General features: G+C 36.1%; 18 protein-coding genes, 1 tRNA gene, 1 pseudogene and 1 riboswitch. Of the genes and pseudogenes, 16 read left to right on the forward strand and 4 right to left on the reverse strand.

What is annotated here, in order from left to right; genetic code table 11:
* The first annotated feature begins 6 nt into the window (after window positions 1-6).
* The 4 genes from I5818_RS02405 to I5818_RS02420 all read left to right on the forward strand — a co-directional run bounded on the left by I5818_RS02405 (window position 7) and on the right by I5818_RS02420 (window position 1,217).
* Entirely contained in the window at window positions 7-411 is a 405-nt protein-coding gene (locus I5818_RS02405) for a VanZ family protein (RefSeq protein ID WP_071977185.1), read from the forward strand.
* 110 nt (window positions 412-521) lie between these two features.
* Complete coding sequence (locus I5818_RS02410) at window positions 522-740, forward strand: DUF1659 domain-containing protein (protein WP_078109349.1); 219 nt, start codon at window positions 522-524, stop codon at window positions 738-740.
* Window positions 741-778: 38 nt separating this feature from the next.
* Window positions 779-997, forward strand: coding sequence for a DUF2922 domain-containing protein (locus I5818_RS02415; RefSeq protein ID WP_078109348.1), 219 nt, complete (start codon window positions 779-781; stop codon window positions 995-997).
* Window positions 998-1,073: 76 nt separating this feature from the next.
* Entirely contained in the window at window positions 1,074-1,217 is a 144-nt protein-coding gene (locus tag I5818_RS02420; RefSeq protein ID WP_058004062.1) for a YvrJ family protein, read from the forward strand.
* Between the two features lie 48 nt (window positions 1,218-1,265).
* Here the strand turns inward: I5818_RS02420 and nagE are convergent, their stop codons facing one another.
* Together nagE and I5818_RS02430 are read right to left on the reverse strand one after the other, a co-directional pair.
* On the reverse strand, window positions 1,266-3,227 hold the full coding sequence (gene nagE, locus I5818_RS02425; protein WP_078109347.1) for an N-acetylglucosamine-specific PTS transporter subunit IIBC: 1,962 nt from the start codon (window positions 3,225-3,227) through the stop codon (window positions 1,266-1,268).
* Between the two features lie 153 nt (window positions 3,228-3,380).
* The gene (locus I5818_RS02430; RefSeq protein WP_078109346.1) at window positions 3,381-3,560 is read right to left on the reverse strand and encodes a hypothetical protein; all 180 of its coding nucleotides are present in this window, start codon (window positions 3,558-3,560) and stop codon (window positions 3,381-3,383) included.
* A gap of 169 nt (window positions 3,561-3,729) precedes the next feature.
* Between I5818_RS02430 and I5818_RS02435 the strand changes: the two genes are divergently transcribed.
* The 4 genes from I5818_RS02435 (at window position 3,730) to I5818_RS02450 (ending at window position 7,815) form a co-directional block, all read left to right on the forward strand.
* Window positions 3,730-3,816 (forward strand) — tRNA-Ser (locus I5818_RS02435).
* A 606-nt stretch (window positions 3,817-4,422) separates the two neighbouring features.
* Window positions 4,423-5,403 (forward strand): DUF4822 domain-containing protein, encoded by a 981-nt coding sequence (locus I5818_RS02440; protein ID WP_078109345.1) that lies wholly within the window; start codon window positions 4,423-4,425, stop codon window positions 5,401-5,403.
* Window positions 5,404-5,674: 271 nt separating this feature from the next.
* Window positions 5,675-7,129 carry a sensor histidine kinase gene (locus I5818_RS02445; protein ID WP_078109356.1) on the forward strand — a complete coding sequence of 485 codons (1,455 nt, stop codon included), beginning with the start codon at window positions 5,675-5,677 and terminating at the stop codon, window positions 7,127-7,129.
* Window positions 7,130-7,131: 2 nt separating this feature from the next.
* The gene (locus I5818_RS02450; RefSeq protein ID WP_078109344.1) at window positions 7,132-7,815 is read left to right on the forward strand and encodes a response regulator transcription factor; all 684 of its coding nucleotides are present in this window, start codon (window positions 7,132-7,134) and stop codon (window positions 7,813-7,815) included.
* A gap of 208 nt (window positions 7,816-8,023) precedes the next feature.
* Here the strand turns inward: I5818_RS02450 and pdxR are convergent, their stop codons facing one another.
* Window positions 8,024-9,457 carry a MocR-like pyridoxine biosynthesis transcription factor PdxR gene (gene pdxR, locus I5818_RS02455; RefSeq protein ID WP_078109343.1) on the reverse strand — a complete coding sequence of 478 codons (1,434 nt, stop codon included), beginning with the start codon at window positions 9,455-9,457 and terminating at the stop codon, window positions 8,024-8,026.
* 171 nt (window positions 9,458-9,628) lie between these two features.
* Here pdxR and pdxS point away from each other — a divergent pair, with 171 nt between their 5' ends.
* The 5 genes from pdxS to I5818_RS02480 all read left to right on the forward strand — a co-directional run bounded on the left by pdxS (window position 9,629) and on the right by I5818_RS02480 (window position 14,636).
* Entirely contained in the window at window positions 9,629-10,513 is an 885-nt protein-coding gene (pdxS, locus tag I5818_RS02460) for a pyridoxal 5'-phosphate synthase lyase subunit PdxS (RefSeq protein ID WP_058004068.1), read from the forward strand.
* 249 nt (window positions 10,514-10,762) lie between these two features.
* Window positions 10,763-10,946, forward strand: a riboswitch (Lysine riboswitch).
* A 342-nt stretch (window positions 10,947-11,288) separates the two neighbouring features.
* Window positions 11,289-12,008: a cysteine hydrolase family protein gene (locus tag I5818_RS02465; protein WP_078109342.1), complete on the forward strand. Its 720-nt coding sequence runs from the start codon at window positions 11,289-11,291 to the stop codon at window positions 12,006-12,008.
* An 18-nt stretch (window positions 12,009-12,026) separates the two neighbouring features.
* Window positions 12,027-13,373, forward strand: coding sequence for an APC family permease (locus tag I5818_RS02470; RefSeq protein WP_078109341.1), 1,347 nt, complete (start codon window positions 12,027-12,029; stop codon window positions 13,371-13,373).
* A gap of 218 nt (window positions 13,374-13,591) precedes the next feature.
* Window positions 13,592-13,942 carry a lmo0954 family membrane protein gene (locus tag I5818_RS02475; RefSeq protein WP_058004069.1) on the forward strand — a complete coding sequence of 117 codons (351 nt, stop codon included), beginning with the start codon at window positions 13,592-13,594 and terminating at the stop codon, window positions 13,940-13,942.
* A 55-nt stretch (window positions 13,943-13,997) separates the two neighbouring features.
* Window positions 13,998-14,636: a PspA/IM30 family protein gene (locus tag I5818_RS02480; protein WP_071977178.1), complete on the forward strand. Its 639-nt coding sequence runs from the start codon at window positions 13,998-14,000 to the stop codon at window positions 14,634-14,636.
* Window positions 14,637-14,758: 122 nt separating this feature from the next.
* On the opposite strand, the gene I5818_RS02485 is transcribed toward I5818_RS02480, so the two are convergent.
* Window positions 14,759-15,202: a site-2 protease family protein gene (locus tag I5818_RS02485; protein ID WP_071977177.1), complete on the reverse strand. Its 444-nt coding sequence runs from the start codon at window positions 15,200-15,202 to the stop codon at window positions 14,759-14,761.
* A 177-nt stretch (window positions 15,203-15,379) separates the two neighbouring features.
* Between I5818_RS02485 and I5818_RS02490 the strand changes: the two genes are divergently transcribed.
* The 3 genes and pseudogenes from I5818_RS02490 to I5818_RS26405 all read left to right on the forward strand — a co-directional run.
* Window positions 15,380-16,516: an acyl-CoA dehydrogenase family protein gene (locus I5818_RS02490; protein WP_071977176.1), complete on the forward strand. Its 1,137-nt coding sequence runs from the start codon at window positions 15,380-15,382 to the stop codon at window positions 16,514-16,516.
* A gap of 241 nt (window positions 16,517-16,757) precedes the next feature.
* A complete protein-coding gene (locus I5818_RS02495; protein ID WP_071977175.1) occupies window positions 16,758-16,847 on the forward strand; it encodes a YjcZ family sporulation protein in 90 nt (29 codons plus the stop codon).
* A gap of 87 nt (window positions 16,848-16,934) precedes the next feature.
* A pseudogene (locus I5818_RS26405) lies at window positions 16,935-17,012 on the forward strand (YjcZ family sporulation protein); the annotation flags it as partial.
* Window positions 17,013-17,150: the final 138 nt, after the last annotated feature.

The raw sequence follows: 17,150 nt of genomic DNA on the forward strand, positions 1-17,150 counted from the left end.
GATTGGATGAATAAGCAAAAGATATGGTGGGCTATAGCCATCATTTTATGTGTGATTATTTATTGTTTCACAGCTTCACCAGAATCAACAGGATCTAATACGCAAGATTGGATCGAGCGTGTAATCGGATTGAATGGTGGCGCAGCAGAAGTGTTAAATTTCATTATTCGAAAGCTAACCCATATTTGTATTTTTGGGTTATTAGGGATTTTGTTATATTTTGCATTTCGAAAAAATAAGCTCTTTTTTGCTTGGTTTTTAACAACTTTGTTTGCAGCGAGTGATGAATATCATCAATCACTTGTACCAAATCGGACAGCTTCAGTCACAGATGTGTTACTAGATTCAGGAGGCGCACTACTAGCAATACTTATTGTTAAGCAAATAATGAACAAAAAAAAGAGCAAATAAAACTAATCAGTGAGGATGCTTTCTTCACTGATTTTTTTTATTTTATTTTCTTTTGGGGTGTCTATTTTTTCCTTTCACTTATATATAAGTAGTGAAAGGAGGTGAACAACATGGCACAGGTACTTTTAAAGGGTTCAAGCTTAAAATTAGTTTTTGACAATGGTTTAGACGATAATGGCAAGCCAGTCTATCAATCAAGGACCTTCAACAATGTTCGTCTTGAAGCCACACCAGATGAACTTCTGCAAGCTGCACAAGCAATCGGCTCATTATCTCAGAAGAATTTTTTTAGTATTGAGAGAAATGACAGCTCAGATGTTAAAGCGTAAGATTCGTTCACTTATTAACTAATATGGAGGTGATAGTTTTGAAAACTTTAGAATTACAATTCACGACTGATGATAATAAAACGGCAAGAATTTCAATAGAAGCTCCAATTGAACCAGTTGATACAGATCAGGTAAAGGCTGCGATGGCAGATATTATTGAATCAAATGTCTTTCGTACTTCAAATGGTTCAGCATATATGGAATTGAAGGGGGCTAGATTGATTGAAAATAATATCACAGAGATTATGATTGATTAATCTAAGCTTGAATGTAAAGGTCTGCGTCCACAATGGACGGGCCTTTATTTATTACTAATGGGAGGAGTGGCAACAAGTGGACCAACTCATGCCTTTCATCAGTGAGGTAGGCTTTCCAATCATTGTGACCCTGTATCTTCTCTATCGAATTGAATCAAAGCTAGATGCAGTTGTCCAATCTATTCAAAGTCTTCCAGAACGATTGAAAAAAGTAGAGTAAATTTGAAAAGGGCTATCTCACTATAGCCCTTTTCAACAAAGATTATTATTAACGAATCTCAAAAAACTCTTTATCACCATGATGAATGAAACCTGATTTTACCACTTTTACCTGCTGTCCATCTTTTAAATTAGTAAACACAACAGGCGTGATTAATGATGGTACTTTATTTTTAATGGCTTCAATATCGATATCAGCTAATTTTTGACCAATTGATATTTGATCACCTTCATTTACATAGACAGTAAATCCTTCACCTTTAAGATTAACTGTATCGAGCCCCATATGGATTAATACTTCGAGACCGTCCTCGGATTCAAGTCCGATTGCATGCTTTGTTGGGAATACTGATTTGACAATACCATTAAATGGAGAATATACTTCACCATCTTGTGGATCAATACCAAACCCGTCCCCCATCATTTTTTGTGAAAAGACTTGATCAGGAACCTTTTCAATTTCCATGATCTGCCCAGATAAAGGGGAAGAGAATTGTTGCATGTTCACATGTGCTTTTTGATCCTCAGTTTCGACAGCCTTCTCTTGTATTGGAGATGTTGCCGGTACGGGAGGCTGATCCATGGCATAAAGCTTCTTTAAAGCATTGGCAGCAAATTCTACATCTGGACCAACAATAATTTGTACACTCGTTTTACTCGTTTTCATGACGCCTCTTGCACCATAGCGTTTGATCATACTGTCATTAACATCTCCGCTATTTTTAACATCAAGACGTAAACGAGTAGCGCAATTATCAATATTAGTTAAGTTCTCTTTACCGCCAAGTCCAGCTAAAAATCCCGTAGCCATTCTTGTATATTTATCATCACCAGTAACATTTTCCACTTCATCAGTCACTTCTTCTTCATCTTCACGACCAGGCGTCTTTAAATCACGCCATTTAATAAAGAAATAAAAGACAACGAAATAAACAACTGCATAAACGATACCAACTAAGATTAATAAAAGCGGTTTCTGGGCAATCCCAAAATTCAAAATATAATCAATTAAGCTTGCAGAGAAGCTAAACGATGTATGAATACCTAATAAATACGTAATAGCAAAAGAAGATGCAGTTAGTAAAGCATGAATTCCGTAAAGTAAAGGTGAAATAAACATAAAGGAGAACTCAATTGGTTCCGTAACACCTGTTACAAATGAAGTTAATGCCATACCAAGTAATAGTCCTGCTACCTTTTTCCGTCTTTCTTTTTTTGAAGCCATAATCATTGCAATACATGCAGCTGGTAATCCGAACATCATAATTGGGAAGAACCCAGTTGTAAAGACACCGGCCGTTTTGTCACCGTGAAGGAATCTTGTGATATCCCCGTGATAAACAGCACCAGCAGCGTCTGTAAATGTTCCGAAATCAAACCAAACTAACGTATTGATAATATGATGTAATCCTAGTGGAATAAGTAGTCGGTTTAGGAAACCAAAAGCACCATATCCGAATGCTCCACTAGTAGTAATCCAATGAGCTAACGAATCAATACCATTTTGGACATACGGCCATACATATCCAAAGACAATTCCTATTATAACGCTTACAACAGCAGTAATAATTGGGATGAATCTACGTCCTCCAAAGAAGGAAAGCCATGTAGGCAATTGGATGTCATGAAAGCGGTTATAAAGTAATCCAGCAGCAATCCCTGAAATGATTCCTCCTAGAACCCCCATATTTACGGAAGGATCAATCGCGTGTGTAGTGAAAACTAATACCATATAACCAATGGCACCTGCAAGAGCGGCAGCTCCATTATTATCCTTTGCAAAACCGATGGCTACTCCTATCGCGAAAAGTAAAGCCAAATTGCTAAAAACTGCTCCAGGATCATTGGCGGGATCCAATGTCATGCTTCCGAAGAAAGCATTCCCTGCTTCTGCAATAAATTTAATATCAAGTAAATCTGGTTGACCAAGGCGTAACAGTAATCCAGCAGCTGGAAGTACAGCAATGGGCAGCATAAGTGATTTACCGATTTTTTGTAAAAATGATAGCATAATGCCCACCTCAAGAAATTTTATTACGTAAGCCCGATAAATGGTGAAATTTATCGAAGAAACTACGTAATGTAAGAATAGTATAAAGTGATAAAGATGTCTATACCAGTTTTACACATTTTGCTATATCAAAATAATTAAATTATTGGTAATTTACGAATAATCTCTTCTAGGCTCCCGCTTATCCATTTCCTGAATAATATCTATAAGATCTCCTACAGCACGTTCCCGAATGTAGTCATGCTTTTCCTCTAAATGGACAGCTACACTAATAATCATCCGTTTTATATATGTCCAGTCTTCCTTGAAATTTAAAAAATCGATATTTTCCAATACTAATATCCCTCCTAATATCACCTGTTTTCTTGAAAGTATTTCCATGTTCATCTGGAGCAGAATTAACAATAATTTAACCGAAAATATCCAGCACTATTCTATTGATTTCCTCCTTAATCAAAAAGATTGCAGAGGTCAGATTGAATTTATTATAATTAAGTATGTTGGAGAAGTACCCAAGAGGCTGAAGGGGACGCACTCGAAATGCGTTAGGGGTTAACTGCCCGCGTGGGTTCAAATCCCACCTTCTCCGTAAGAGATGTGAATAACACTTTTGATTTATTAAGATGGTTATCTAAAACCATCTTTTATTTTTTTAGAAAAATATTTGAAAGATGATCCATCTAAAGAAGGCATTTTTCTTCTACGTTAGAATCTTCGAAGTTAAAGCCTATTAATCAATGATGTTCCTACCTCTATAGCTTTTACTACTTTTGATATAGACTGAAGCTCCTTTCTCAGTAAAATGAAGCAGGTTGACGTTCTTTAACTCATTATTTACCGTGCTATTTTACAAATCCTCAAATTCATTATTGAGATTCCTCCTCTACAATAGAAATTCTTCAAGTAACCGATCGTATCTCCTTGGATAAATCTTAAAAAATTTTTATCCTTTTTTTCTATTTTTTTAAGATGCAGTTTATTGGCAGTTTATGTGTTAGATGTACGATTAGGATGTTCATGATTTTACTATAGATAAGGAGAGATGATTTTGTCTGTAAAAAAGGAAGAATAACCTATGGTTATTACTCGCTGCTAATTACGCTGCAAATCATTTATATGATCTGCTACAAAAGGGATTCATCGGGGTTTAAATCCGCTTTATAAATTTTATGTTGCACACAACGGAGGTAAATATATGAATAAATTAAAAGTAATGATGGTAGCATGTGTTGCGGTTGCAGTCCTGCTTGCAGCATGTCAATCAAAGCAAGAGGTAAATGATTCTGCATCTAAAGAGAAAGAAACAAAAACTGAAGTAACTAAAACAAATGAGGAAAAAACTTCCGAAGCTAAATTGACTAAAGGCCAAGAAATGGCAGAAATACTTAGTAGTACAAATTGGCAGGGTACAAAGGTGTATGATAAAGATAATAATGATTTAACAAAAGAGAATGCAAATTTTATTGGCCTTGCGAAATACGATGTTAAAACTGGTAGATATGAATTTTTCGATGCTAAAACAGGTGATAGTAGGGGAGATAAAGGAACTTTCTTTATCACTAATGATGGAGAGAAACGAATATTAATTTCAGAATCAATGAATTATCAGGTAGTTGTCGACATTACGGAATTAAATAAAGATATATTCACATATAAACGAATGGGCAAAGACGCTAATGGTAATGAGGTAGAGGTATTTGTTGAACATATTCCATATCAAGAAAAAGAACTTTCTTTTACTGATCAAGACAAGAAGTTAGACACTTCTACAGGAGAGATCGTAACAGACATTGATGGAGATGAGATTTTATCACACACTTTATGGCATGGAACAAAGGTCTTAGATGAAGAGGGCAATGATGTAACAGCATATAATAAGAACTTTATTAGTATTGCAAAATTTGATAGTCAGACGAATAAATATGAATTTTTCAATCCGGAAACTGGAGAAAGTCGCGGAGATTATGGCTATTTCGATATTGTGCATGGAAACAAAATTAGAGCACATGTTTCTTTAGGAGATAATAAATATGGTGCAGCACTTGAACTGACCGAGCTTAATAATAATAAATTTACGTATAAAAGAACTGGTAAGGCTAAAGACGGTAGCAATATAACTGTATTCGTTGAGCATGAACCTTATAAGGGAGAGTTAAAACCGGAATTTACCCATTAATAAAGTCTTATAAGACAAGCATATTAGTTTTAAAGAGGGAATGGGGAACCATTCCCCCAACTTGTTTGATGGAAAGAATTAGACAGAACGAACTTTCATAAGAATCGCTGTTATAATGCTTTTACAAAAGCCACAAATATTCCACAATCGATTTGTTTTTTAGAAAGCCGTAATATTTTTGGTTAATTCTTGTATTAAGATATTCTTAAAATTAACACCACCCAGATGACATTTCTTGATTGTAGAATAAAAGGGAGAGGAGGGAATGACAATATCTATTAAAATAAGGTTTCTGTTGTCTTATATTGGAGTTATTGTTTTTTCAATTGTTTTATTATTAGCAGCTACTTTTTTGATTATATTTTCGATTACGGGCGATTTAAAATCCATCGAGCATTTTTACAAAAATACTTATGTTCAAAAGCCTTTAACCCCTGCAGAGGAAAATGCATTCCTTGATTTAAAGCTTCTGGCCAAGCATACGCCTGATAAGCTATTGGATCAAGAACTAGTAAGGAAGATCGATCAAAAGGATATAAGCATTATTGTAAGAAAGGACTCTAAAATCACTTATCAGTCACCTACCTTTGATGGTCAATCTTTACTGAAAGTGCTCCCACCTTTCGAAGAGACCAATATAAATTCTCGCGATACGATAAAAGTCAATCGTTTATTTTTTATCTATGTAAAATTTGATTTCCGCTTTTCAGATAAAGAAAAAGGAAGTATTTTTGTTTTAAGAAAAGTAAGTTCTTACGCTGAGTTATCTAAAGAGTTATTTCCAATTTTATTAGGATCATTGCTCCTTCTTTTTATTATGATGATTGGTGTCCTGAATTACTTAGTGTCAAGAAGTATTATCAAGCCAATATCTATTCTAAGAGAGGGGGCGGAACGGATAAAATCTGGAGATTTAAACTTTGAAATTATTCCTTCATCAAAGGATGAGATTGGACAATTGAATCAAGCGTTTGAAGAAATGAGAATCAAATTAAAAGATTCTATCGACCTACAGCTCCAATATGAAGAAAATCGAAAAGAACTATTATCAAATATTTCGCATGATTTAAAGACCCCTATTACATCGATTATTGGATATGTTGAAGGAATAAAAGATGGTGTAGCGAATACGCCAGAAAAAATGGATAAGTATTTGACGACAGTTTACACAAAAGCAAAGGATATGGACCTATTAATAGATGAATTATTTTTATTCTCCAAACTAGATTTACAAAAGGAACAGTTTTCATTTGAAAAGATCGAACTTGTTCAATATATGAAGGATTATGTAGAGGAGCTATCACTTGATCTACTTCAACAAGGTATCCTTTTAGAATTAATCCATACGCTAGGGGAAACTTTTGTCATTGCTGATAGAGAAAAGCTAAAACGTGTTATGGCCAATTTAATAAATAATGGTGTTAAATATATGGATAAAAGTGAAAAGCATATTATTATTGCTCTAAGAGAGAGGGATAAGGATATAGTCGTTCAAGTGACTGACAATGGTTGTGGTATTAAACCTGAAGCTTTGCCTTATATATTTAATCGGTTTTACCGTGCAGAGCAGTCTCGAAATTCTCAAACAGGTGGTAGTGGCTTAGGATTGGCCATTGTCAAAAAAATAATCAATGAGCATGGAGGAGAGGTTTGGGCAACTAGTGAGTTAAATCAGGGGACAAGCATTTGTTTTACGTTAAATAAAGCTATGGAAAAAGGTGAGTAACAATGAAAAAGATATTACTTATAGAGGATGAAATAAGTATTGCAGAATTAGAAAAGGATTATCTAGAATTAAATAGTTTTAGTGTCGATATCCAACATTCGGGTGAACAAGGTCTCCAATCTGCACTCGAACAGAATTATGATTTGATTATTCTAGACATCATGCTTCCTGGAATTAGTGGGTTTGAAATTTGTCAAAAAATACGTTCAGTGAAAGATATTCCGATACTCTTAGTGTCAGCTAAAAAGGAAGATATTGATAAAATTCGGGGTCTTGGCTTTGGGGCAGATGATTATATTACTAAGCCCTTTAGTCCTAGTGAACTTGTCGCAAGAGTGAAAGCCCATTTAACACGTTATGAAAGATTGGCTGGTGGGAATGTATCAACAATCATCAATGTTCATGGAATTACAATTGATAAAGTAGCTCGCAAAGTTCATATTAATGGTGAATATGTATTTTTTACAACAAAGGAATTTGACCTATTAACTTTTTTGGTTCTGCACCCCAATCAAGTATTAAATAAAGAACAGTTATTCGAACGAGTGTGGGGAGTAGATTCTGTCGCAGATGTATCAACAGTTACTGTTCATATTCGAAAGTTACGTGAAAAAATCGAAAGAGATGCTGCACATCCAAAATATTTAGAAACAGTATGGGGAGCTGGATACCGTTTCAATGTATAAATCTTAAATTTTTTCAATGTTAAGGGAGTTGAAGCCTCTTTCCTGCTAAGATACGTAAAACGGCTATTATAAATAATGGAACGCATTCATAATAAGGATCTATTCTATTTACATGGATCTTTCCTCTATTTGGGAAAGTACTATCTCAAATATCGGTTGAAAACAGTGCCCCTCATTCAGTAAAGAAGTTGATTCGAAAGTATCGAAATCAACTTCTAACGAGTTCTGATAACCGATTAATTCCATATTCAATTGTTTCTTCATCCACTTTAGAAAAACCTAATACTAAGCCTTTACGCTTGCTTTTTAGACAATAAGGGCTAAGCGGATAGACACGTATGCCATTTTCAATGGCTTTTTTCATTATCCCCTCTTCATCAAATTCCTCATTCGCCTCAAGCAGCATATGAAGACCTGTTTCTACCCCTTTAACGGAAAATACTTCCTCTAATTTCGTGTCCGCGATCGCCTTGATCATTGCCTCATGCCTTCTTCGATAGATATTTCTTGTGCGTCTCATATGTCTTGTGAAATGGCCTTGCTCAATAAAATGAGTGAGTGTTAGTTGTTCCATAATCGGAAGATGACGAGAAGTAAGCTCGTATACACGAGACATTTGTGAAATGGCCTCAACAGGTCCGATAATCGCAGAGATCCGAACCCCTGGTGCAGTCATTTTGGAAAAACTTAAAAGATAAAGGGTGCATCCGGGTTCTTGACTATATAATGTCGGGAGAGGTTCCCCGCTGTATCTAAACTCACCATCATAATCGTCCTCAATAATCCAGGCATGATTTTTCTTTGCTAGCTCTGTTAATTCTTTTCTCCTTTTGAAAGACATAATGACACCAGTGGCAGACTGATGAGAGGGTGTTACATATATCAGCTTTGACGATTCTGGAATACGATTGACTTTAATCCCATGCTCATCAACTGGTACAGGTACGACGTTCATACGTCGGTACTTCATAGCAAGCCATGCAGGTGGAAATCCTGGATCCTCAACGGAAACAGTATCTCCTTCTAATAAGAGAGCCTGTGAGATTAAGTCCACGCTTTGTTGGGCTCCAGAGGTTAATAAAATTTGATTTATATCAACATGAATTCCCCTCTCAACAGATAAATAATGTTGAATTTGTATACGTAAAGGCTCATAGCCTAAAGAATTTCCGTAACTCCAGCAAGATAAATCTTCTCCAGAAGTGGAATGGATGAAGGACTGTCTCCATTTTTTCTGAAATAGAGTATCGATATATGGTTCATGGGGGGAAAAATCAATACTTATTTCACTTTTCCCTCTGCTTCCAGACCATTTCTGTAATCGTTGAACACTCTCCTCAAGTATAGGGATGTCTGGGGGAGATAAATAATATGCGCTTTGTTCATCAGTTGAAATGACCGAAGGATTCCAATCACTAACTCTTGTCCCACCCCTGCGTGATGTCACGATATAGCCTCTGCTGAAAAGCTCTTCATAGACTGCTTGTACGGTTGAACGAGAAATGCCTAATTGTTGAGCTAGCTCCCGAGTTGGGGTCAGCTTATAGCCAGCCTTCCATTTCCCGCTTGTAATATTTTCTATCGTTTGATCAAGTAATTGTTTCCAGATTGGTTTTTGATTTTTACGATCTATTTTTATCATCATATCCCTCCTTTTATGGATTGATAAAAAATAATGGTTATGGATATATCTTACCAATCCAAACCCCGATATACTACCACTAAGATGAAAATAATTTTTATTGTCAAAAAACTCCTTTCTTAATATAGAAAGAGGTTGATTGAGAGTAAGAGAAAAAAAGGAGTGGGAAGAATGAGTCAATTAGGTACAGATCGTGTTAAAAGAGGGATGGCAGAAATGCAAAAAGGTGGCGTCATTATGGATGTCGTGAATGCAGAGCAGGCAAAAATTGCTGAAGCAGCAGGGGCAGTCGCAGTAATGGCGTTAGAACGAGTTCCATCAGATATAAGAGCAGCAGGTGGGGTTGCCCGTATGGCAGATCCAACGATCATTGAAGAAGTAATGAATGCTGTTACAATCCCAGTTATGGCAAAGGCAAGAATCGGTCATATTGTTGAGGCGCGTATTTTAGAGGCAATGGGTGTTGATTATATTGATGAAAGTGAAGTATTAACACCAGCAGATGAATTGTATCACCTAAACAAACGTGATTTCACCGTACCTTTTGTATGTGGTGCACGTGATTTAGGCGAAGCAGGTCGCCGTATTGGTGAAGGTGCTTCTATGATCCGTACGAAAGGTGAGCCCGGAACTGGTAATATTGTTGAGGCTGTGAGGCATATGCGTCAAATGCAAGCACAAATCAAAAAGGTTGTAGGTATGTCGACAGATGAGTTAATGACAGAAGCAAAAAATTTAGGGGCACCATATGAATTATTGCTAGAAATTAAAGAAACTGGAAAACTTCCAGTGGTTAATTTTGCAGCAGGTGGAGTGGCGACACCTGCAGATGCGGCATTAATGATGCAATTAGGTGCAGATGGAGTCTTTGTTGGATCAGGAATTTTTAAATCCGATAATCCTGAAAAATTTGCGCGTGCGATCGTTGAGGCAACTACTCATTATACTGATTATGATCTTATTGCGAAATTGTCTAAAAACCTTGGCACGGCGATGAAAGGCATAGAAATTTCTACACTTGCAGCAAGTGAGCGAATGCAAGATAGAGGTTGGTAATCTATTCAGTCAAATGAAAGAAAGGACAGCCTATATGGTAAAAAGGTGTCCTTTCTATTTTTTTAAATTTACCCTGTATTATAGTTTTCAAAAATAATAATATTTATTTTTGTGTGTACTATGTATTCTAGCCTGTAAAATGGGGGATACCTTAGTAATCTAAGAAAATAGTGATTATTTATGCTATTGACATTAAAATATTATTATTTTAGAATAAACACAATAATTGAATAAACCTCACTTTTTGTCTAGTGAGGTAGAGGCGCGATATTTAACAGTCTTTAGAGGAGCTTGAGAGTGCTGTGATACTAAAGAGAAGGAAATGTCGCCGAAGTGTGTAATAGTTCTCGATGTTACATGCTGGGTCTGCAGTGAATAATTGCAGGACTGTCTCAATAAATTGCCTAGTTTATTGAGTTGTGCTATCTCATCAAATGGGATAAAGGGTTGAGGACTTTAGAAATACTACAACGTTTTTCTGAGTTCATCTCGGATTTGGTTTGTAGTTTTTTTTATTGCCAAAAAAAGGGATAACATGTGGGCGTATGTTATTTCTTTTGGCTCTTTTCTCAAACATTGTAGCTATTTAAGTAACGTTTTAACAAATAACTATCGGCTAAAAGACCACTACACCCTTCATTTCACTGAGAAAAGAGCTACAAGCTTTATTAGAATCGCTGAATCTTGTATTGGGTGTAAAAGTCGGCAGTTGGACTTTTACAAACTTTATGAAACATCCTTTTTTAATTATTTACATGTTTAGGAGGAAACGATAATGGAAAAACAAACGCAACAAACTTTGTACTATCAATTTGAACCAGCTGGTGATGAGGAATTTAAGTTGGATCCGAATAAAACCGCTCTTTTAATCGTCGACATGCAAAATCAGTTTGTAAGCAAGGATTTCGGTGATGCTGAGGTAGCTAGGGAAAAAGGGATGTGGGATAAATGGGAGTATTTTTATAATCGTCTTGAGGATATTGCTATTCCAAACAATCAAAAACTACTAGAGTATTTTAGAAGCAATCAATTAGAGGTTACCTTCGGTAGAATTGCTTGTCATCATAAGGATGGACGTGACCGTTCACCTGTTCAAAGAAGACCAGGCTGGAATAATATCTTGCTTCCAATCGGTCATTATGGTGCAGAAATGATTGACGAATTAAAGCCTTTAGAAGATGAGATTGTTGTAGAAAAAACAACGGATAGTGTGCTTAGTGGCACGAATTATGAATTCTTACTTCGAAATATGGGGATCGAAACGGTAGTATGTACAGGGGTAGTTACTGATCAATGCGTGGCATCTACTGTTAGAAGCTTAGCGGATGCAGGCTTTGAAGTTATTCTTGTAGAGGATGCATGCTGTGCAGCAACACAAGAATTACATGATGCCGAAATTATGATTATGAATCAAATTTATTGCAAGGTTATGAGTACAAACGAAACGATAAAGCTTATTACTAGTCAAATGGAGAAAACTCCACAGGAAGCATAATGAGAGGAAGCTTGTAAAATGAGCGTGATTAATAATAGCGGAAATCATCCGCAGTTTAAGAGAGTACTTAATTTAAGAGATCTTGTAATCTATGGAATTGCTTTTATGACACCAATTGCTCCAGCATATATTTATGGATATGCGGCAGTTTCAACTAAAGGTATGCTCCCGCTAGCTTATTTAATTGCTATGATTGCGATGATGTTTTCCGCGTATAGCTATGGGCGTATGGCAGCTGCCTTCCCGGTTGCGGGTTCTACCTATTCCTATACACAGCGCTCTATTAATCCACATCTAGGTTTTTTTGCAGGGTGGGCAATGTTTATGGACTATGTTTTAGTGCCACTCATTGTCTTTATGGTTGGTGCTTCTTATGCCAATGCTTTAGTCCCTGCAATACCATATTGGGGTTGGGTATTGATTATTGCGGCAGTCATAACATTTGTTAATATACTAGGGATTGAGATGGCAGCGAAGACAAATAACATTCTTGTTCTTTTTATGGGGATTGTGGTTGTCATTTTTGTCGTTTTTTGTATAAAAGCCGTTATTGGTGGAGAGGGTGAAGCTACCATTCTTTCGATTAAGCCATTTTTTAATGATGGTTCGTTCGCCACATCAGCTATTGTTGCAGGGGCTGCCATGGCGTGCTTCTCATTTTTAGGCTTTGACAGTATTACAACATTATCAGAAGAGGCGATTAATCCTAAAGATAATATGTGGAAAGCAGCGATTCTTTCATGTTTAATAGGAGGCATCATTTTTATTGTACAAGCATATGTGTCACAGCTTGTATGGCCTGATGTTCATTCGTTTAGTTCAGCAGATACAGCCCTTTTTGATATTGCTAAGGTAGCAGGAGGAGCGGCTCTAGCAACGGTATATACGATTGCAATTATTGTTTCAACCTTTACAGCAGGTATGACAGGGCAAGCAAGTGCCTCACGTTTAATGTTTAGCATGGGGCGTGATGAAGTACTACCGAAAAGATTCTTTACATATATTCACCCGAAATATAAAACGCCTATTCTTAATATTATGTTAATGTGCGTAATTAGTGTAGTAGGAGCTCTTGCTCTTCCGGCTTCCTTTGTTGCGGAATTAATGAATTTTGGCGGGCTAACAGGGTTTATGTTTGTGAATCTTTCTGTAATCATATATTATTATTTCCGAAAAAAAGAGAGGAAGTTTATCCGATATTTCTTAATCCCAGCTTTAGGATTTTTAATTTGTTTTTATCTGTTCATTAATCTTTCCCCATTAACATTAAAAGTAGGATTTATATGGCTGGCCATCGGTTTTGTATACGCCATTATTACGACTAAAGGGTTTAGGAAAAAGCCACCTACTATGGAAGGATTATAAATTGAAATTTTGCTTGGGAAAACCTATTTATATTCTAAATGGAATCATTCATTAAATGAATATTAACTTACAGGAAGCATCACAAGAGGATGCTTCTTTTTTTGCTTAAACATTATAAGGTCTCGTAGGTCGCAGGTCTGATAAAAAAATAAAGCTAGGGTGCGTTAAATACATTAAGAGAATTCTTTATCATAAAGGTATCGAAAGGAGAAATGAAAATGAAAAAATTCTTGATGGTTTGTATAGGTATTGGGTTAGGGATTATAGCTTTATCCAGTTTAGGGAATTTGATTGGATTGGTCATCAGTGTGATTGTCGCATATTTTTCACTTAAGCAATTTCTTAAATCAGATTCATTAGGTGGAAAAATAGTATGGGCGATCATCGGTTTAATGGGAGTATCTGCAACATTTGCTAATCTTCCTGCCTTAGCAGGGGTTTTAGCCATCTATCTTTTATATGTAGGTTATAAACATTGGAAAAAGGAAGAAAAACCAGCAAAAGCATCAAAAGATCCATTCACAAATTTTGATCAACAATGGAATGAAATCCAAGGGAAATTCAAGTAATAGATAGGCCCCATGTATATAGCAAAATCATTAATAAAATGAAGGAGAATGAAATATGACTACATTATTTGAAAAAATTAAAAATATAATAAAAGAAGATTTACAAGTTGGTATGGAAAAAAAAGACGATACACATCCGATTGCCTTATTAAATAAGTATCTTCGTGAAAGTGAAGAGGAGACCAATAAGGTCGCGAAATTAATTGAAAGACAGCATATGTTGAAAGAAGAGTTTCAAAGAGAATTGACACAAGTAGAAGAAATGCTGGCAAAACGGAATAAACAAGCTGAAATTGCTTTAAAAGCAAATGAAATGTCATTACATGAAACAGCTAAACATGAAGAGGCGTTGTACCAGGCACAGGCAGAGAGATTAAAAGAAGCTTATCAGCAAACTTCGGTTCAATTAGAGGACCTTGAGAAGAAGCATAGGGAAATGCAAATGAAATTAAAGGATATGCATATAAAACGTTTAGAATTAATGGGGCGTGAAAATGCCATTCAAGTAAATAAGAAGGTAAATTCAGTACTTGATCATTCTACGGACGGGAAGGCATCATCTAGATTCGAGGATACAAAGCGCTATATGGATCAGCTTGAAACGAATACAAATCCGGGATTTGATCGAAGTTCATTTGATGCAAAAATTGAACAATTGGAAAAAGAACTGAATGAGAAAAACAATAATATATAATCTTAGAAAAGGTTGATTAAAACACCGTTTTAGTCGACCTTTTTTAGGTTAAGTCGGCCATAATCGATTCTCCGCGCTTAGCTCCCCGATACAAAGAGCAAATTTTCCCCTTAGATATCGGGTTAGTCGCGCCTTTTTAGTAATTGTAAAATTGTATATCCATCGGATGGCTTTCCACCGATGCGGTAGGGAATAAGGTTTATCAAGAAGAGCCAAAAATTAAATAGCACAAAAAGTTCCCAAATCATTAAGTGATTAAGAGGAATATAATAATGAAGGAAAAAACCAACAATGCCATTTAATAAGGGGCCAGAGCTACTGATGATGATTCGTTCAATTTTTGAAAAATAGGGTTGGCGCTCACATGATGTATGTGCTCCGAGAAAGTATAAAAGATGTAAGGAGAGTTTCCACTTTCGACCTGTTAAAGTAAAAATCTTTTTTCCAGTTCCAATCATCATTTCTATATGAGTTGCTCTCATCACCATAGCGCCCAAGGCATGTCCAAACTCATGGATCAAAATGGTCAATGGGGCAAAAATAAATAAAAATAAAAGAATAATCATGTCAAACGACCTTTTTGCTTTTATTTTAACATTTTACCTTTCATTTTTGTTAACGAACTTGTATTAGTCATAAATGAATCGATATATTTTTTTGTTGATAATTCCGACCGGTTTAGTGGAAATTTAATTGAAGAACGTATAAAATAAATACAAAACTTAACTGGTGAGGTGTAGTCAATGGATTTATTATCAATGCAGACCTTAGAAGATCGATTGCATGCAATTAATGACCTTATTCCAGCTTTTAAACAACGTGCCGCTAACAATGATTCTACAGGTCGTTTTCCTTTTGAAAATATACAAGACTTAAAGAATAGTAATTATACACAACTTACTGCTCCACGAGAGTTTGGGGGCGGAGAAATTCCCTTATATGATTTTGTTCGATTCCAAGAAGCGATAGCGATTGGAGATGGTGCCACAGCTTTATCCATTGGCTGGCATATGGGGACGATGATGAATTTAGCAAAAAACCGACCATGGAAGGAAAGTCTATTTACTTTTATCTGTCGAGAAGTGCAAAATGGTGCACTCCTAAATGTATGTGCAACGGAAGAACAAACAGGCAGCCCCACAAGAGGTGGGAGGCCACTGACTACGGCGGTCAAAAATGGTGATACATGGGTCATTAGCGGAAGGAAATCATTTGCAACAATGTCTCAAATGCTTGATTTTTTTGTAGTCTCAGCAACGATTGAAGAAACGGATGAAGTGGGTTTTTTCTTAATTCCTAGCCAAGCAAATGGTGTATCCGTAGAAGAAACATGGGACAGCATCGCAATGAGATCATCGGGTAGTCATGATTTAGTTTTGGAAAATGTAGAGATTCCATTGGAGTATTTGACTGAAAAACTGGTGCAGAGGAAAAAGACAGCTACAGGTTATTTATTACATATCCCAGCATGTTACTTAGGGATTGCTGAAGCTGCAAAGAGAGAAGCTGTTCACTTTGCGAAAAACTATAAACCGAACAGTTTGCCGCATCCAATATTCGAATTACCTGCTATCCAGCAAAAAATTGGTGAAATTGAACTTAAGCTGTTGGAATCACGGCATTTCCTCTATTCGGTTGCAAAGATGTGGGATGAGTCTTCAATAGAACAACAAAATCAACTTTCACCAGAGCTAAGTGCGGTTAAATTATCAGTAACGAATAAGGCAGTAGAAATTGTTGATCTAGCGATGAGAATTGTCGGGGCAAGAAGTTTATCCGAAAAAAGTCCATTACAACGTTACTACCGAGATGTACGTGCAGGGCTACACAATCCACCGATGGATGATATGACATTAATGTTGTTGGCAAAAAGAGTGTAAGGGACCAAATGTATAGCAAAAGAATAAAATAGCAGCGATACACAGTATAAAAGTGTTCGCTGCTTTTTTTAGGCGTGTATTTTTTAGATGTCACAGCAGAATTTATACTTATAACTTTACTTAAATAGCAACAATGTTTGAGAAAAGAGCCATTTTTTTTTGAAAAATAGTCAAACCCCCAATCGATTGAAGGCGAATTGCCATAGTCTATTAATGTAAAGCACAGAGGAGGTGTTAATAAATGGGTGGAGCTGGATATGGAACAGGGTTTGCATTGCTCGTTGTCCTATTTATTTTGTTAATCATTGTTGGAGCAGCTTATCTGTATTAAAAATTATTTAATAAAAAGGAGATGGCTACAAGAATGTACGGATATGGTTACGGATGTGGCGGATATGGAGGATATGGTTATGCACGGGGAGGATTCGGAGCAGGATTCGCGTTAATCGTTGTGTTGTTTATCCTTCTTATTATTGTTGGAGCAGCATGGTTATAAAATAAACGCATAAATGGGGGTGTCAATTTGGGGCAGCCCCCTTTTTATTCCTAATATTAACATTCCTTAAAAAGATTTCAATAATATATCTTAATTTCTTTAAATAGGTTATACTAAAGATAGTACATAGAAGGGAGA

Origin of the sequence: Heyndrickxia oleronia (assembly GCF_017809215.1) — a bacterium.
GTDB classification, from domain to species: domain Bacteria; phylum Bacillota; class Bacilli; order Bacillales; family Bacillaceae_C; genus Heyndrickxia; species Heyndrickxia oleronia.

What these genes read in the sequence shown, in the direction of transcription:
- I5818_RS02405 (WP_071977185.1), top strand. Translation starts at nt 7, where the DNA reads ATGAATAAGCAAAAGATATGGTGGGCTATAGCCATCATTTTATGTGTG.
- I5818_RS02410 (WP_078109349.1), top strand. Translation starts at nt 522, where the DNA reads ATGGCACAGGTACTTTTAAAGGGTTCAAGCTTAAAATTAGTTTTTGAC.
- nagE (WP_078109347.1), bottom strand. Translation starts at nt 3,227, where the DNA reads ATGCTATCATTTTTACAAAAAATCGGTAAATCACTTATGCTGCCCATT.
- I5818_RS02440 (WP_078109345.1), top strand. Translation starts at nt 4,423, where the DNA reads ATGAATAAATTAAAAGTAATGATGGTAGCATGTGTTGCGGTTGCAGTC.
- I5818_RS02450 (WP_078109344.1), top strand. Translation starts at nt 7,132, where the DNA reads ATGAAAAAGATATTACTTATAGAGGATGAAATAAGTATTGCAGAATTA.
- pdxR (WP_078109343.1), bottom strand. Translation starts at nt 9,457, where the DNA reads ATGATAAAAATAGATCGTAAAAATCAAAAACCAATCTGGAAACAATTA.
- pdxS (WP_058004068.1), top strand. Translation starts at nt 9,629, where the DNA reads ATGAGTCAATTAGGTACAGATCGTGTTAAAAGAGGGATGGCAGAAATG.
- I5818_RS02465 (WP_078109342.1), top strand. Translation starts at nt 11,289, where the DNA reads ATGGAAAAACAAACGCAACAAACTTTGTACTATCAATTTGAACCAGCT.
- I5818_RS02470 (WP_078109341.1), top strand. Translation starts at nt 12,027, where the DNA reads ATGAGCGTGATTAATAATAGCGGAAATCATCCGCAGTTTAAGAGAGTA.
- I5818_RS02475 (WP_058004069.1), top strand. Translation starts at nt 13,592, where the DNA reads ATGAAAAAATTCTTGATGGTTTGTATAGGTATTGGGTTAGGGATTATA.
- I5818_RS02480 (WP_071977178.1), top strand. Translation starts at nt 13,998, where the DNA reads ATGACTACATTATTTGAAAAAATTAAAAATATAATAAAAGAAGATTTA.
- I5818_RS02485 (WP_071977177.1), bottom strand. Translation starts at nt 15,202, where the DNA reads ATGATTATTCTTTTATTTTTATTTATTTTTGCCCCATTGACCATTTTG.
- I5818_RS02490 (WP_071977176.1), top strand. Translation starts at nt 15,380, where the DNA reads ATGGATTTATTATCAATGCAGACCTTAGAAGATCGATTGCATGCAATT.
- I5818_RS02495 (WP_071977175.1), top strand. Translation starts at nt 16,758, where the DNA reads ATGGGTGGAGCTGGATATGGAACAGGGTTTGCATTGCTCGTTGTCCTA.